This window comes from Sodalis ligni (genome assembly GCF_016865525.2).
GTDB classification, from domain to species: domain Bacteria; phylum Pseudomonadota; class Gammaproteobacteria; order Enterobacterales; family Enterobacteriaceae; genus Acerihabitans; species Acerihabitans ligni.
On the sequence record NZ_CP075169.1, the window covers coordinates 496,454 to 512,659 of the forward strand.

General features: G+C 55.4%; 9 protein-coding genes and 2 pseudogenes. 4 read left to right on the forward strand and 7 right to left on the reverse strand.

Translation table 11 applies throughout. The features are described from left to right. Positions 1 to 99 precede the first annotated feature (99 nt). Together feoA and GTU79_RS02185 are read right to left on the reverse strand one after the other, a co-directional pair. Positions 100 to 324, reverse strand: a complete 225-nt coding sequence (gene feoA, locus GTU79_RS02180; protein WP_203522986.1) for a ferrous iron transporter A — start codon at positions 322 to 324, stop codon at positions 100 to 102. Between the two features lie 938 nt (positions 325 to 1,262). Then, positions 1,263 to 3,587 carry a Tex family protein gene (locus GTU79_RS02185; protein WP_203522985.1) on the reverse strand — a complete coding sequence of 775 codons (2,325 nt, stop codon included), beginning with the start codon at positions 3,585 to 3,587 and terminating at the stop codon, positions 1,263 to 1,265. A 217-nt stretch (positions 3,588 to 3,804) separates the two neighbouring features. On the opposite strand from GTU79_RS02185, the pseudogene greB reads away from it, so the two are divergent. From greB to envZ, 3 genes and pseudogenes are all read left to right on the forward strand, one after another. Continuing rightward, a pseudogene (greB, locus tag GTU79_RS02190) lies at positions 3,805 to 4,285 on the forward strand (transcription elongation factor GreB). 231 nt (positions 4,286 to 4,516) lie between these two features. Beyond that, positions 4,517 to 5,236 carry an osmolarity response regulator transcription factor OmpR gene (gene ompR, locus GTU79_RS02195; protein ID WP_003853014.1) on the forward strand — a complete coding sequence of 240 codons (720 nt, stop codon included), beginning with the start codon at positions 4,517 to 4,519 and terminating at the stop codon, positions 5,234 to 5,236. After that, the gene (gene envZ / locus GTU79_RS02200; RefSeq protein ID WP_132923723.1) at positions 5,233 to 6,600 is read left to right on the forward strand and encodes a two-component system sensor histidine kinase EnvZ; all 1,368 of its coding nucleotides are present in this window, start codon (positions 5,233 to 5,235) and stop codon (positions 6,598 to 6,600) included. Before ompR ends, envZ begins: the two co-directional genes overlap by 4 nt. Positions 6,601 to 6,873: 273 nt before the next feature. On the opposite strand, the pseudogene pckA reads toward envZ, so the two are convergent. The 4 genes and pseudogenes from pckA to GTU79_RS02220 all read right to left on the reverse strand — a co-directional run bounded on the left by pckA (position 6,874) and on the right by GTU79_RS02220 (position 12,404). Continuing rightward, positions 6,874 to 8,494: pseudogene (pckA, locus tag GTU79_RS02205) on the reverse strand (phosphoenolpyruvate carboxykinase (ATP)). Positions 8,495 to 8,694: 200 nt separating this feature from the next. Next, entirely contained in the window at positions 8,695 to 9,573 is an 879-nt protein-coding gene (hslO, locus tag GTU79_RS02210) for an Hsp33 family molecular chaperone HslO (protein WP_203522982.1), read from the reverse strand. A 29-nt stretch (positions 9,574 to 9,602) separates the two neighbouring features. Continuing rightward, positions 9,603 to 10,025 carry a ribosome-associated heat shock protein Hsp15 gene (gene hslR / locus GTU79_RS02215; RefSeq protein WP_203523177.1) on the reverse strand — a complete coding sequence of 141 codons (423 nt, stop codon included), beginning with the start codon at positions 10,023 to 10,025 and terminating at the stop codon, positions 9,603 to 9,605. A 255-nt stretch (positions 10,026 to 10,280) separates the two neighbouring features. Continuing rightward, positions 10,281 to 12,404 carry an IgaA/UmoB family intracellular growth attenuator gene (locus GTU79_RS02220; RefSeq protein WP_203522981.1) on the reverse strand — a complete coding sequence of 708 codons (2,124 nt, stop codon included), beginning with the start codon at positions 12,402 to 12,404 and terminating at the stop codon, positions 10,281 to 10,283. Between the two features lie 471 nt (positions 12,405 to 12,875). Between GTU79_RS02220 and nudE the strand changes: the two genes are divergently transcribed. Next, positions 12,876 to 13,433: an ADP compounds hydrolase NudE gene (gene nudE, locus GTU79_RS02225; RefSeq protein WP_214513672.1), complete on the forward strand. Its 558-nt coding sequence runs from the start codon at positions 12,876 to 12,878 to the stop codon at positions 13,431 to 13,433. Between the two features lie 183 nt (positions 13,434 to 13,616). On the opposite strand, the gene mrcA is transcribed toward nudE, so the two are convergent. After that, positions 13,617 to 16,148 (reverse strand): peptidoglycan glycosyltransferase/peptidoglycan DD-transpeptidase MrcA, encoded by a 2,532-nt coding sequence (gene mrcA / locus GTU79_RS02230; protein ID WP_203522980.1) that lies wholly within the window; start codon positions 16,146 to 16,148, stop codon positions 13,617 to 13,619. Between the last annotated feature and the right edge of the window lie 58 nt (positions 16,149 to 16,206).

A 16,206-nucleotide genomic window follows, 5' to 3' on the forward strand; every position in this document is an offset into this window, starting at 1 on the left:
ATGGGCTTAGATAAAAATGCGGGATGGATTGATACTCCGACTTCTTAAATAAAGGCATTTAAAAAAAGTTTTCAAAATATTTACATCATTAATAGGAGATCAGCATCCATCATTGAATATAATCTGTGCAAGGTCGTTTTTCCGTAACGCTAAGTGTGTTCCACGGGTCTCAATTTGAATAGGATCACCCAAAGGGGCAATACGAACGACGCGAAATGAGCTGCCCGGCAGCATACCCAGGGACAAAAGTTTTTGCCGGAAGGCCAGGCTGATTTTGCTGGTGTAGCCGGTGATGGTATAGCGTTGATGTGGAATGAGGTGCATGTAATATTCTTTCTCATGAAATGGATGAACAACAATAAGATGTTATGAATTGAATAATATCCTCAATATTGATAATGTAATTTATTAGAAGACTGTAATATCAATATATACATTCATTTCATGATAATAGACAGGAAGGCCATCGGATGGCACAGTTTTTAACACCAATGAGATTCATTTGCAAATAAAAAGTATTCTTAAATGGCGCAAACGCTGGATATTTATTTGAGGTTAATAAGATATGTTTATTGGGATTGATTGAATGAATCTGTGATAATATTATCTAACTAATAGTTATTAACTATATTAATATGAAAAAAATATTACTCGGATCAATTAACGGTTAATGAATATCGTTTAAGGAGCATCAACAATAAAAAACCTGACTGGTAGGTCAGGTTTTTTTATTCTGCTTCGCCGAGATTGGTGGTCACTTTGAAGTAGCACCGCATGTATCTGTTAGCTCTAGGTGAGTTTAGCATTTTTTTTGGTATCGTCAATCTAATGTGACTGTCCGTTTCAGATGGAGAACATATAATCGGCGAGCTAACAGTTATGCGGATGCGGTCCTCTGAGCAGTAGTTGCAATTTACTCACTTCAACTTTACCCAATTAGAAACAGGTGGTGCTGTTTGATCTGCCTTCGCCCACAGAGTACTGCGTGTATCTGTTAGCGCTGATACCCGTCGCGAGGGAAACCCAAAGGCATAAGCGGCGTGTGGCGCTCTGTAATAAATAGGAGCAGCCTCAGTGATTAGTCTGAATACCATAGTGGTAACGCTGAATATAATTCACGTCACCCTGCAGATAATCGTTGTCGTCAAGCAGCTGACCGGACGCCCTTAAGGATCGAAGGAACTGAATAAAGGCGGAGGATTAACCACCTTCCGCCTTTTTAGTTGCTGAATCTTTAAATCATTCTGTATATTTTCTGTAAATCAACGTTTTTTACCCAACGCGGCGGCCAGCGCGTCGCCCATGGCGCTGTTGCCGGCGGCGGAGGGGCTGGCCTGACGGTTTTTCGACGCCGGCCGGGCCTGAGCCTCGCGCCGCTTATCGCCGCCGTCGCGGCGGCTGGCGGTTTCTCCCGGCTGCTCGTCCAGCCGCATGGTCAGGGCGATGCGTTTGCGCTGCAGGTCCACGTCCATGACCTTAACCTTGACGATATCGCCGGCTTTCACCACTTTATGGGGATCGTCCACATAATGCGTCGCCAGGGAGGAAATATGCACCAGGCCGTCCTGATGGACGCCGATATCCACGAATGCGCCGAAGTTGGTGACATTAGTGACGGTGCCTTCCAGTATCATGCCTAAGGACAGGTCATTCATGGTTTCCACCCCCTCGGCGAAGGTGGCGGTCTTGAATTCCGGCCGCGGGTCGCGCCCGGGTTTTTCAAGCTCTTTAAGGATGTCCGTCACCGTTGGCAACCCCACGCGCTCATCGGTAAAACGAACCGGGTCCAGAGTTCGCAGGGCACCGCCGTTACCCATGACCTTTTCCAAGGGCAGCTGTATCGCCTGGAGGATGCGTTCCACCACCGGATAGCTCTCAGGATGCACGGTTGAGGCATCCAGCGGATTATCGCCGTGATTGATGCGTAAAAAACCGGCGCACTGTTCGAAAGCCTTGGGCCCCAGACGACCGATCTTCAGCAATTGGTTACGATCCCGGAACCGGCCGTTTTCATCCCGCCAGTTGACGATATTTTGCGCCATCATACGGGTCAGCCCGGCCACCCGGCTCAGCAAAGGCACGGAGGCGGTATTCAGATCAACGCCGACGGCGTTCACGCAGTCTTCCACCACCGTATCCAGTTTTTTCGCCAGCAGGCTTTGGCTGACGTCATGCTGATACTGGCCGACGCCGATGGATTTCGGATCGATTTTCACCAGCTCAGCCAGCGGATCCTGCAGCCGGCGGGCAATGGACACCGCGCCGCGCAGCGACACATCCAGATCCGGGAATTCCAGCGCCGCCAGTTCCGAGGCGGAATAGACCGACGCTCCCGCCTCGCTGACGATGACCTTTTGCGCAGTGACGGCCGGGAACTGCTCTTTGACCTGGGCAAAGAACCGCTCGGTTTCACGGGACGCGGTGCCGTTGCCGATAGCCACCAGTTCCACCCGGTGCCTGACGCACAGGGCCGCCACGGCCGTCGCCGCTTTCGCCGTCTGGCCGGTATGGGGATAGATGGTATCCGTGGCCACCAGCTTGCCGGTATCGTCCACCACCGCCACCTTTACCCCGGTGCGCAAGCCCGGATCCAGTCCCATGGTGGGGCGCAGACCGGCCGGCGCGGCCATCATCAGGTCGTGCATATTGCGGGCGAATACCTGGATGGCCTCTTCTTCGGCCTTCTCCCGGATGGTGCCCAGCAGCTCGGTTTCCAGGTGCAGCAAGATTTTAATGCGCCAGGTCCAGTTCACCACGCTCCTGCGCCAGGCATCTCCCGGCGCCTGATCCAGCCGCAGCTGCAGATGATCGACAATCATCTGTTCGCAGTAGCTTTCACGGGGCGGTTCGTCGGAGTGCGGATCGGCGTTGAGGGATATTTGCAAAACGCCTTCGTTGCGACCGCGGAACATGGCCAGCGCGCGATGGGACGGGACCTGCGACAGGGGTTCCTGATGAGCGAAATAATCGCGGAATTTCGCCCCCTCCTCTTCCTTGCCGGCGACGACCCGCGACACCAGATGGGCGTTTTTCCACAGATAATGGCGGATTTTGGCCAGCAGGGCGGCATCCTCGGCAAAACGCTCCATCAGGATATAACGCGCCCCGTCCAGGGCGGTCTTGGCATCGGCCACGCCTTTTTCGGCGTTTACATAGTCCGCCGCCACTATTTCCGGCTGCCGGGAGGGATCCTGCCATAACAGATCGGCCAAGGGTTCCAGCCCCGCCTCGAGGGCGATTTGCCCGCGGGTGCGCCGCTTGAGTTTATACGGCAGATAGAGGTCTTCCAGCTCGGTTTTGCTCAGCGTCGCATTAATAGCGGCAGCCAGCGGTTCGGTCAGTTTGCCTTGGTCGTCGATGGATTTCAGAATAGTCTGACGCCGTTCCTCCAGTTCCCGCAGGTAACCGAGGCGGGTTTCCAACTGACGTAGCTGGGTATCGTCCAGGCCGCCGGTGACCTCTTTGCGGTAACGGGCAATGAAAGGGACGGTATTTCCTTCGTCAAGCAGGCGGATCGCGGCGTCCACTTGTTCAGGACGGGCCTTCAACTCAGCGGCGATAAGGCGATTCAGGGGTTCATTCATCATACTGTTTTGGTCGTCATCACGTTATAGGTAACTTATGCAGTGGACAGTTATACGGATTGCGTGAGCAAAATGCCAGCCGCGCGAGCATCCCCGACCCTGGTTTGAGAGGGGCGCCTCACCCAGCGCCGCGGTCTGTGGTATATTTTTATACCCGTCATAAGCTAGGTTGCATTTAGGATATATCGTCCGGCAATAATCCTTACGTTAAAAGGTCATGATGAAAACGAACCTTATTACCCGTCAGGGCTATCAGGAACTACAGGCGGAATTGGACCACCTGTGGAAGCGCTACCGGCCCGAAATCACCGAAAAAGTTTCCTGGGCCGCCAGCCTGGGGGATCGCAGTGAAAATGCCGATTATCATTACAACAAAAAAATACTGCGGGAAATCGATCGCCGGGTGCGTTATCTGCGTAAGGTATTAAAAGAAGCGCGGGTGGTGGATTACTCCCCTCAGCAGGAGGGCAAGGTTTTCTTCGGCGCCTGGGTGGAAGTGGAAAATGAGCAGGGGGAGCGTATTGGTTTTCGCATCGTCGGACCTGATGAAATTTTCAAACATAAATCCTACATTTCCATCGATTCGCCCATGGCGCGGGCGCTGATCAAAAAGCGGTGGATGACGAAGCGGTGGTGCAAACCCCGCCGGCCCCAAGACCTGGTATGTGACCGCCATTTCTTACCAGCCGCGGCCGGAATAATTCAGGATTATTTAACCGGGAAACAGGTTCTTAAATTTCGTAAACGGCGCACAATAAGAATGAAAGCTATTGGGTATAATCGGCGTCTTTGAAGCTCAAAATGTGGATAACTACGTATTTCCATATGCTTTGTAACAATTTTGCTTAGAATATACACCTGAAACCGCTGTCCGTGTCTTACAGGTTTCTGAACAATACGCTTACGGGTGTATCGCCTTTGGGAGAGAAACAATGCAAGAGAATTACAAAATTCTGGTCGTGGACGATGATATGCGTTTACGGGCATTACTGGAGCGGTATTTGACCGAACAGGGTTTTCAGGTACGCAGCGTCGCCAACGCCGAGCAAATGGATCGTTTGCTGACCCGCGAGTCGTTCCACCTGATGGTGCTCGATCTGATGCTGCCGGGTGAAGACGGTCTATCCATCTGCCGGCGCCTGCGCAGTCAAAGCAACCCGATGCCCATCATCATGGTCACGGCAAAAGGCGAAGAAGTGGACAGGATTGTCGGTTTGGAAATCGGCGCCGACGACTACATACCCAAGCCGTTCAATCCACGTGAATTGCTGGCCCGCATCCGCGCGGTCCTGCGGCGGCAGGCCAATGAATTACCGGGCGCGCCTTCCCAGGAAGAGGCGATTATCGCTTTCGGCAAATTCAAACTCAATCTCGGCACCCGCGAAATGTTTCGCGAGGACGAACCCATGCCCCTCACCAGCGGGGAATTCGCGGTACTGAAGGCCCTGGTAAGCCACCCCCGCGAGCCGTTATCCCGCGACAAACTGATGAATCTTGCCCGCGGCCGCGAATACAGCGCCATGGAAAGGTCCATCGACGTACAGATTTCCCGCCTGCGCCGCATGGTTGAGGAAGATCCCGCCCACCCGCGTTATATCCAGACCGTATGGGGTTTGGGCTACGTATTCGTGCCGGACGGCAGTAAAGCATGAGGCGATGGCGCTTCTCTCCGCGCAGTTCGTTTGCCCGCAGTTTGCTATTAATCGTTACCTTGCTGTTCGTCAGCCTGGTGACGACCTACCTTGTGGTATTGAACTTCGCCATTCTGCCCAGTTTGCAGCAATTCAATAAGGTCCTGGCCTATGAAGTCAGGATGTTGATGACCGACCGTCTGCAGTTGGAGGACGGTACGCTGCTGGAGGTTCCCCCGGCGTTTCGGCGAGAAATCTATCGTGAGCTGGGTATTTCCCTTTATACCAAGGCAGCGGCGGAAGAGAGCGGGCTGCGGTGGGCGCAACATTATGAGTTCCTGAGCCAGCAGATGGCCCAGCAACTTGGCGGGCCCACCGATGTGCGGGTGGAGGTGACAAAAAATTCGCCGGTGGTATGGCTGAAGACCTGGCTGTCGCCGGATATTTGGGTACGCATTCCCTTAACGGAAATTCACCAGGGGGATTTTTCACCCCTGTTCCGCTACACCCTGGCCATTATGCTCCTGGCCATAGGGGGAGCCTGGCTGTTTATCCGGATGCAAAACCGGCCGCTGGTGGATTTGGAACATGCCGCGCTACAGGTGGGAAAGGGGCTTATCCCGCCGCCGCTGCGCGAATATGGCGCCTCGGAGGTGCGCTCGGTCACCCGGGCCTTTAATCAAATGACCTCCGGCGTGAAAATGCTGGCGGACGATCGTACGCTGTTAATGGCCGGCGTCAGCCATGATTTGCGAACGCCGCTGACGCGTATCCGGCTGGCCACCGAGATGATGAGCGCCGAAGACGGCTATCTGGCGGAATCCATCAATAAAGATATCGAAGAGTGCAATGCCATTATCGAGCAGTTTATCGACTATCTGCGCACCGGGCAGGAGATGCAGACCGAAATGGCCGATCTCAACGCTATCCTGACGGAAGTGGTGGCCGCCGAAAGCGGTTACGAACGAATTATCGAAACCAGCCTGTTTGACGGCGAGCTGATGGTGAATGTGAATCCGTTATCCATCAAACGGGCGGCGGTCAACATGGTGGTCAACGCCGCCCGCTACGGTAACGGCTGGATCAAGGTGAACAGCGGCAAAGAGGCTCTGCGGGTCTGGTTCGAAGTGGAGGACGACGGTCCGGGTATCGAACCTTCCCAACTGAAGTACCTGTTCCAGCCCTTTGTGCGCGGCGACAGCGCCCGTAGCACCAGCGGTACCGGGCTGGGCCTGGCGATAGTACAGCGCATTGTCGACGCCCATACCGGCACGCTGGAGATTGGCAGCAGCGAGCGGGGCGGATTACGGATACGCGCTTATCTGCCGCTGCCGGTGAATGCCACGGATCATGCCGCGGGCACCGCCATGCTGAAGATGAGCTGAACATTCCAGCGGGCACCGCCGCCAAGTCCGGGGTGAGCTGGCAGTCGCGAAACCCTCGCCATGCTGATGCCCTGCTGAAATTCGGCGGCGCATAAAAAAGCCCTTTACCACCGAGAGACTGCCTTTCGGGGGTAAAGGGCGGATTGCTACAGGGTATTAGTCCATCATCAACCTGCCGGGGGGCTCTCATCCTTGAAAGCCGCTCCCTGTGTCGATAATCCTGCGGAACAACGACTTGCGGGCATTATTCCACGATTACCGGCACATGCGCCTTTAAAGCGCCGGCCCGGCTTTTACCAATGCCTGTCCTGCCGTGGTGTCGGTATATTTTTCAAAATTGGTGGTAAAGCGGCGGGCCAGATCCTCGGCTTTTTCCTGCCATGCCTTGGGATCCTCATAGGTCTTGCGAGGATCGAGGATATTGCTGTCTACCCCTTCCAGCTTCATCGGCACGGCAAGGTTGAATATCGGCAATGTAATGGTTTCTTCATCGTCGATATCGCCGCTTAATATGGCGTTGATGATAGTCCGGGTCGCTTTGATGGAAATACGTTTACCGGTACCGTTCCAGCCGGTGTTCACCAAATAAGCCTTGGCACCTACGGCGTTCATGCGTTTTGCCAGGACTTCGGCGTATTTTGTAGGATGCAGGGATAAGAATGCCGCGCCGAAGCAGGCGGAAAACGTCGGCGTAGGCGCCGTGATTCCCCGTTCCGTACCGGCCAGTTTAGCGGTAAATCCCGACAGGAAATGATATTGCGCCTGTTCCACGGTCAGCCTGGAAACCGGCGGCAGCACCCCGAAGGCATCGGCGGTGAGGAAAATCACTTTTGGATGCATGGCCGGCTTTGGAAACGGGTTTAACGATATTTTCAATGTGGTAGATGGGATAGGAAACCCGGGTATTTTCGGTTTTGCTGCCGTCATCATAATCCACGGTGCCGTCGGCGCGGACCACCACGTTTTCCAGCAGGGCGTCGCGCCGGATGGCATGATAGATTTCCGGTTCGGCTTCTTCGGAAAGATGAATGGTCTTGGCGTAGCAGCCGCCTTCAAAATTGAAGACCCCGTCGTCATCCCAGCCATGTTCGTCGTCGCCGATGAGACGGCGGTTCGGATCGGTGGAAAGGGTGGTTTTGCCGGTGCCGGACAGGCCGAAGAATACCGCGACATCATCATCGGCGCCGACGTTGGCGGAGCAGTGCATGGAAGCAATGCCTTGCAGCGGCAGGAGGTAGTTCATCATGGAGAACATACCCTTTTTCATTTCGCCGCCGTACCAGGTGCCGCCGATCAACTGCATCCGTTCGGTGAGATTGAATGCGACGAAGTTTTCCGAATGCATCCCCTGTTTTTGCCAATCCGGATTGGTGCATTTAGCGCCGTTCATCACCACGAAATCCGGTGTGAAACCGACTAATTCTTCTTTCGTCGGGCGGATAAACATGTTTTTGACAAAATGCGCCTGCCAGGCCACTTCGGTAATAAACCGAACCTTCAACCGGGTATTGTCATTGGCGCCGCAAAACGTATCCACAACAAACAGACGTTTGCCGGATAGCTGTTTCGCCACGAGCTGTTTAAGTTCGCTCCAGGTTTCCTGACTTAGCGGGTGATTGTCGTTATTGCCTTTACCCTGATCTGACCACCAGACCGTATCGCGGGTAACGTCATCGCGTACCAAATACTTGTCTTTCGGCGAACGCCCGGTAAAAATGCCGGTATCCACTGCTACTGCTCCGGACTGGGTCACGATGCCACGCTCGAAACCCTCCAGGGAAGGATCTGTCTCTTCCTGGAATAATTGCGCAAAGCCCGGGTTATAAATCAACTCACTGCAGTCGGTGATGCCATAGCCGACAAGGTCATGCGCACTGATACCATAACTTGCCATCTGACGACTCCTTAGCTTTCGATTAATGCCTACTGCGATTGTAAGGTTTAATCATTCCATCACTGAGAGGTGGGTCATGAAATGACCTAAGTCAGCAGTCTTTACACTGATTTGTGTGCTGACGCATAAATTTTGCTTCAGCTTGGGGTAATATCAGCAGGTTATCCTGCCTGGATTTCCGCATGACAGAAATCACCTTTTCAGTGCAATTGCACGTCAGAGCCGCTGTGGTCTTGCTTAAGCGTTTTGATATCGTCTGCGTCAAAGCGGTAAAGACTGCCGCAGAAATCGCAATGCATATCTATTTTTCCATCCTGGACAAGCATCTCTTGCAGGTCGTGTTCCGGCAGCGTCAGCAGCGCGTCAGCACATCGCTGGCGCGAACAGGTGCAGCGGAAGCTCACTTCCTGCGCCGGATACAGCGTGACTTCTTCCTGATGATAAAGCCGGTATAACAGTTCGTCCGCCGGAAGGTTAAACAACTCTTCCCCCTTGACGGTGGCGGTCAGCTGCGCCAGATGGTCAAAATCTTCCTCGCTGGCGTTTTGCGCCGGCAGCACCTGCAGCAGCATGCCGGCGGCGGCCACTTCGCCGTTATGGATGCCGGTGCGGATAAACAGCCGGGTCAGGAGCTGTTCGGATTGCAAAAAATAGCTCTCCAGGCAGTCGGCGAGGCGTTCTCCTTCCAGCCCCACCACGCCCTGATAGCGCTCACCTTCGTCCGGCGTCAGCGTAATGACCAGATAACCGTTGCCCACCATTTCATGCAGGGTGCTGTTATCGTCGATGGCGCCGTTGATACGCGCTACGCCGCGCATATGCTGCTCATGGTCGCCGTTGATAACCGCCAGACGCAACGGGCCGTCTCCCTGTAACTGTACGGTGATTTCACCCTTGAACTTCAGCGTGGCGGTGAGCAGGCTGGTGGCCACCAGCATTTCCCCGAGCAGGTTTTTCACGCATGGCGGGTAATCGTGCTGACCGAGGACTTGCCGGTAGGTATCATGCAATGAAACCAGTTCACCCCGAACGGCATAATTCTCAAACAAATAACGGTGCAGCTGGTCTTGAATGGCCATAATCGTCTCTTTTACCGGAGGTGGCCGGTTTACTCCCCAGGCTCACCATATTTAAATTTAATCAGGTTGCGACGCTCTTTTTTGTCCGGACGCCGGTCCGGATGGGTCACATTCTGTGCGTTTATCTTGCGCGCCGCGGCCAGTTTTTCCCGTTTCGCCACGCTCGCCTGGGTTTCGCTATAGAGCAGTTGCGCTTCACTGGCTGACCGGCGTTGCAGCGTCAGCGTAAGCGCAATCACCGTCCGTTCATCGTCACCCTGGCGAAGCGTGATTTGGGCGCCGCTTTCCATGATTTTACTGGGTTTGGTCCGTTGCCCGTTGTAGTGAACCTTGCCGCCTTCCACCATCTCGCGGGCGATAGCGCGGGTTTTATAAAACCGGGCCGCCCATAGCCATTTATCGAGCCGGATACTTTCATCCTGACCCTGTTCCTGAGTGCCCTTACTTTTCATCATGCCTCCGCATCACTACTTGGGGATAACCAAACGTATGGGTGGAAAGTAATAAATCAAGGTGCCGGTCCGGCAAAGTGCCGTCCATAGCATGGATAACATTATCAATCTGATGCCAATGGATAGCAGGTGGCATGCATGCTCCCGGAATGGTGGGCGGCGATACGTAAAACAGGGATGCCCGCGCCGGCCTGCGCCGGGGCGGACCTGTCCATTAGGGTAGCATATTTTTTTGTCGCACCGCGACGCGATGGGCTAAGGCAGCGTCTTCAGCGGCACATTGGGCAAATCGGGATTAAAGCAGCTTTCATAATACCGCTGGATATCCTGGTCGCGATGGCGGCTTTTCAGCAGGCGCCGCGCTGCCAGGCAGACATTCACCAGCGCGCTGATAATGACCAGCAATAACAACAAGGTGGTGCCCAGGTAACGCCAAACGGCAATGACATCCGGTTCGCTGTGCAGGGCTATGTGCCGGGTGCCGTTGACATCGACGCTGATATTGGTAATCACCCCCTGCGCGCTGAAGGGTGTGTGCAACAGCATGGACGAGAGACGCTGCAATTCCCGCCATTGGGCCACGCCGGTATAATCATATAACGAATTGACCGGCAAGGGGTGATCCACCAGCAGCTTGCCCTCGTCGCTGCTGATCAGGACCCCGCCCGGGGGAGGACTGTTAAGGGCGTTGGTGGCCAGTCGGGTTTCACTGGCGAAGAACGACCCCGTGGCGGCGTTGACCAGGTTTTCAAGGGTCTCGGCGCTGACCGGCCGCAATAACACATTCACTCCCTTCAGCGTCCCGCTGCGGGCGCGCTTAACCACCGACGGCCAGTCCCGGGCGTTGGCCAGATTGACCAGAGCGGTTTTAAGCCGGGCGCAGGCGGCATCGTCGCCGCACAAATCCTGCGTCTTCAATACGATATTGGCAAAGTCGTCCAGTAGGATCATGCCGGATTTTTGAATCGCGTTCGCCAGCACCGGATTTATTTTCGGATCGGAATTCAATTCCGGATGCAGCTGGGTATCGACGGTATTAAGCAGCGCCACCGCCTTGTCTACGGTGTCCGATTCAGGGGTGGGCAGGGGAACGGCGTTATTCCAGTAAATACTGGAACAGTCGAAGGGCAGGAAGGGATTTTTCGGCGCGGTGGTAAGCGTAGTATCCACAAAACACATGCCGGTCCCCTGCACCTTCAACGTATCGCCGATACGCAAAGGCGCCGCTTCGAGGGTTTTGGCTTCTGTCGCCTGGATATTCTGCGCCCCCTTCAGCCAAGCCGTGCTCAGCGTCAGCGGCAGCGAGAGCGGAACATAGGCCAGCAACAGGCACAGGACAAGCATAGAGCTGCAAAACAATACCAGGTTCTTACCCCAGCGCTGAACCGGGAAATTCACCATTTCGTCATGCAGTGAAAGAAACCGGCCCTGACGTACCACCTGGCGATTGATGTAGATATCCACCTCGGTTTTTTTACCCAAATCATGGTCGATAAAAGGCAGCCAGTGGGGTGGGTAAGTCAAATCGATAATGCCCAGCGAAACGGTCGCAAGGCGGTTGTGGTCGGATTCGCCGAATAGGCCCCAGCGTTTGGGCGTGCCCCGCAGACAATGGATGTCGAGCCGGGTGCGCTGCGACGGCGGCCGGAACAGCATCCAGCCGCCGCAGAGAATCAACAGACCGGCGACCGCCACCAGCCAGGGCACGGCCACCACGGGCGCCAGCAAACTCATGAACAGCAGCAGCAGCGCCGCGCTGACCATGGCGGCCTCCCGTATCCCCGAGGGACGGTTGACCGCGTGCTCCTGCGGCGTCTCCTTGCGGATATTCAGCAATTCGACCTGTTCGTTCTCCTGCTCGCGCATGGAGGAGTTCGGTACCGTCTGCGGCGGATTGACGGTTTGCGGCGCGTAGACATAGTCCACCAGCGAATGCCCATTGAGGGCAATGACCAGCGGGATGCCGGCTGTTCTAATCAGTTCGACGTGATTCTCTTCGGCGATGAATTGTTCCCATAGCGGGGGCAGGTGGATTTCCGTGCTGTCGAGATAATATCGCCACGTGTAAGGCGCGTCGGTGACCAGGCCATAGCGGGTAATGGCGTGGGTAGCCGCATAGATGTTCTCGCTTTGCGGGGTCAGTGCCAGTGATTCCGCCGTCGAGGCGGGCGCCAGCGGCGAGCTTTGCAGATGCTCATTAAGCTTGAAATAGTGTTCAATGGCCGCGCGTTCTTCCGCGGTCAGCTTGCGTGGGATCGGTTGCAGAAATGGCAAACGCTTGTTTGCGGCGGAGAGATGTCGTTTGCGATAAAGCCGGTAAGCAAGAACCGCGATCGCACAGGCAAACAGTACGGACAATACAAATGCTATTGTGCTCATGCCATCCCCATCGATACACGAAAAATTTGCGACACATCGAGAATATGATACGTATCAAGCTGGCGCCGTTTCGCGAGCATCCACCTTCGACAACGAAACATTCGATCCCTTGATTGATAAACCGCGCAGGAACGAAACAGGACGAGTATCAATACTTAGTACAGGTTAACAATCCATTCTTACCTGACATATCGGTATTTTCCTATTTTAATCTCAATAATTCTTTTCGCTTGCTACTAGATAACAATGAGTTGCTGATTCTTCCGGCCACTGGCGGGAAAATGAGCGGAACCGCTATTGACGGTTGCGGCGAAGGTTCTCATTAATGCACAATGCGATCAAGCCTTAAAACCGGCTAACGTTAACACCGTCAACATCCGGCATGGGAAACGACCTTCATCGTCTGCATCTGTTGTTTCGCCGTTCAGGCGGTTATGCTATGCCATGTATGTCGTCGACTCCGGGATAACTATGGATAAGCATCTGCAAAAACCAAAAATACATAAAGTCGAAACTGTCGCGCAATCCCGGGTGTTTAATGTTGAATCCGTTGATCTCGAGTTCAGCAACGGGGCGAGAAGGATTTATGAAAGGATGCAGCCTTCGGATCGCGAGGCGGTCATGATCGTGCCGGTGATCGACTCACATATTGTGCTGATTCGCGAATATGCCGTGGCGATAGAAGACTACGAGCTGGGTTTTCCCAAGGGACTGATTGATCCTGGGGAGGATATTCTCACCGCGGCCAATCGGGAGCTGATGGAGGAGGTGGGTTTCGGCGCCGGCCGGATGGATATCCTGACCAAACTGACCATGGCGCCCTCCTATTTTTCCAGCCGGATGAATATTCTGGTGGCGCGGGATCTTTACCCGCAGCGGCGCCAGGGCGACGAACCCGAACCTTTACCGCAGGTGCGCTGGCCCATCGCCGCCATGATGGATCTGCTGAACGAGCCGGATTTTCGCGAGGCGCGCAATGTGAGCGCGCTGTTTTTGGCCCATGCGTGGCTCCTCCAGAACCAGAAATAAAACGGCCGGCCTTCGGCGCGTTCACCCGCCGGCCGGGCACGGTTTAAGCCTTAGTGATAGCGGGCTTACCGTGCCATGGGGCGCTCGGGCAGGCGGGAAAACCACGCCTGCTTCGACCCCATTGGCGCGGTCTCCCTTTAACAGGTTCGATGCACGATCGGCGATCGCGGGCCTGGCCCGCCGTCAGAACAGTTCGTGGGATTCGCCGTTATCCATTAGGGTGGTGCCCACTTCATGCACGACTTTATCTTTTGGCTGCGTGCCGTCGATGAAATACTCTTCGCGGCTGTTGCCGCCCCCATCGGATAATTTGCCGCTGCTCTTGTCGATGCTGACGGTGACGATGCCCGGCGGCGGCGTGATTTTCTGCTCCGGTATGCCGTCCAGCGCCACTTTCATAAAATCATCCCAGGCCGGCTGGGCGCTTTGCGCACCGCCTTCGCCGCCTGAGGGGCTCCGGCCCAGGTCGCGACGGTGATCGTCGAAACCTATCCATACCGTGGTTACCGTCTGCGGACCGTAGCCGGAGAACCAGGCGTCCTTTGAACTGTTGGTGGTACCGGTTTTCCCGCCGATATCATGGCGTTTCAAATCGCGCCCGGCGCGCCAGCCGGTTCCCTGCCAGCCCGGTTCACCGAAGATATTGCTGTTAAGGGCGTCATGGATCAGGAAGGCCAGCGGGGTACTGATAACATGGGGGGCATATTGCTGCTCGCCGTCCGCTGCGGCCTGTGCGGGAGAAACGGTTTCCAGCCGCGGCATGGGGACGGCATCGTTATTACCGGGCTGATGGGATACGGCGACATTTTCCATGTCGTCATCGGACAAAACCGCTGATTTATTGGTATCGCCATATATCACCGGCAGGTTGCAGGTATCGCAGACGGTTTTCGGTTTGGCTTCGAACAGCACGTTACCCGACTCGCCTTCGATTTTGGCGGTGAGGTAGGGATCTACCAGGTAGCCGCCGTTGGACAGCACCGCGTAGCCGCGCACCATTTGCAAAGGGGTAAACGAGGCGGAACCCAGCGCCAGCGATTCGGTATGTACGATGTTCTGGGGCGGGAAACCGAAGCGCTGCAGGTACTCGGCGGCATAGTCCACGCCCATGGCGCGCATGGCGCGCACCATAACGACGTTTTTAGACTGCCCCAGGCCCTGGCGCAGCCGAATCGGACCGTCATAGGTGGGGGGGGAGTTCTTCGGCCGCCAGTCGGCGCCGGCGCCCGCATCCCAGCGGGAAATGGGCGCGTCGTTCAAGATGGTGGCCAGGGTCAGGCCCTTGTCCAGGGCGGCGGTATACAGGAAGGGTTTGATATTGGACCCAACCTGCCGCAGCGCCTGGGTTGCCCGGTTGAATTTGCTCTGGTTGAAGTCGAAACCGCCCACCAGCGCTTTTACCGCTCCGGTGGAAGGGTCCAGGGACACCAGCGCCGAGTTGACGTCCGGTACCTGCGCCAGCCACCAATCGTTATCCACCTTGCGTACCCAGATCTGCTGGCCGGGTTGCACCACATCGGTGACTTTCTTCGGCACCGCGCCCTGCAGCCGGTCGGTTCTGAACGGGCGCGCCCAGTGCATGCCGGTCATGGTTAACTGCACGCTGGTGCCGTCCGACATCATGGCGGCGGCCTGTCCGGCGTCAGCCTGGGTGATCACCGCCGGCAGCAGCGGGCCGTAAACCGGCAGCAATTTCAGGCTGCCGGTGATGCGTTTTTGATCCCAGGGCGTTTCGCCGATTTTCCATAAAACATTGCTCGGGCCCCGGTAGCCGTGGCGCATATCGTAATCAATGACGTTGTTCCGCACCGAGTCCTGCGCCGCCAGCTGAAGCTTTTTGGTGATGGTGGTGTAGACCTTGTAGCCGTCGGTGTAGGCATTATCCCCGTAGCGCTTGAGCATGTCCTGCCGGACCATTTCAGCGACGTAAGGCGCCGAGAAACTCATCTGCGGGGCATGGTAGTTGGCCACCAGCGGCGTATTGCGGGCCTGCTCGAACTGTTCTCGGGTGATGTAGTTCTCGTCCAGCATGCGGGACAAAACGAAATTGCGCCGCGACAGCGCGCGATCGTGGGAGAACAGCGGGTTGAACGTGGAGGGGGCTTTGGGCAAGCCGGCAATCACCGCCATTTCAGCCAGGCTGAGCTGGCCCACATCTTTACCAAAGTAGACCTGGGCGGCGGCGCCGACGCCATAGGCGCGGTAGCCGAGATAGATTTTATTCAGGTACAACTCGATGATTTCGTCTTTCGTCAGCAACTGCTCGATGCGAATGGCGAGAAAGGCTTCCTTGATCTTGCGGATTAATGTCCTTTCAGGACTCAAAAAGAAGTTGCGCGCCAGCTGCTGGGTGATGGTGCTGGCCCCTTGCGTGGCATGGCCGGACATGAGCGCAATGGAGGCGGCGCGCATGATGCCCACCGGATCTACGCCATGGTGTTCATAAAAGCGGCTGTCTTCGGTGGCGACAAAAGCATGCACCAGGTCAGGGGGTATTTGATCAAGCCGCAAGGGAATCCGGCGCTTTTCGCCGAACTGGGCAATCAATTCGCCGTCCGCGCTATAGACCTGCATCGGGATTTGCAAACGTACATCTTTCAGAGTGGCGACATCAGGCAGCTGCGGCTCAATGTATTTGTACATGCCGAATATCAACGCGGCTCCCAACAAGATGCAACACACTGCAAAAATTAATAAATATTTTACGAACTTCACCTGAGATTTCCCATTTCATGTCGTTTGGGCAGTTTATAAACAACCGCGCGCTAGTATA

Bases quoted from the DNA above. Each gene is read 5' to 3' on its own strand.
- feoA (WP_203522986.1), bottom strand. From the start codon at position 324: ATGCACCTCATTCCACATCAACGCTATACCATCACCGGCTACACCAGC.
- GTU79_RS02185 (WP_203522985.1), bottom strand. From the start codon at position 3,587: ATGATGAATGAACCCCTGAATCGCCTTATCGCCGCTGAGTTGAAGGCC.
- ompR (WP_003853014.1), top strand. From the start codon at position 4,517: ATGCAAGAGAATTACAAAATTCTGGTCGTGGACGATGATATGCGTTTA.
- envZ (WP_132923723.1), top strand. From the start codon at position 5,233: ATGAGGCGATGGCGCTTCTCTCCGCGCAGTTCGTTTGCCCGCAGTTTG.
- hslO (WP_203522982.1), bottom strand. From the start codon at position 9,573: ATGGCCATTCAAGACCAGCTGCACCGTTATTTGTTTGAGAATTATGCC.
- hslR (WP_203523177.1), bottom strand. From the start codon at position 10,025: ATGAAAAGTAAGGGCACTCAGGAACAGGGTCAGGATGAAAGTATCCGG.
- GTU79_RS02220 (WP_203522981.1), bottom strand. From the start codon at position 12,404: ATGAGCACAATAGCATTTGTATTGTCCGTACTGTTTGCCTGTGCGATC.
- nudE (WP_214513672.1), top strand. From the start codon at position 12,876: ATGGATAAGCATCTGCAAAAACCAAAAATACATAAAGTCGAAACTGTC.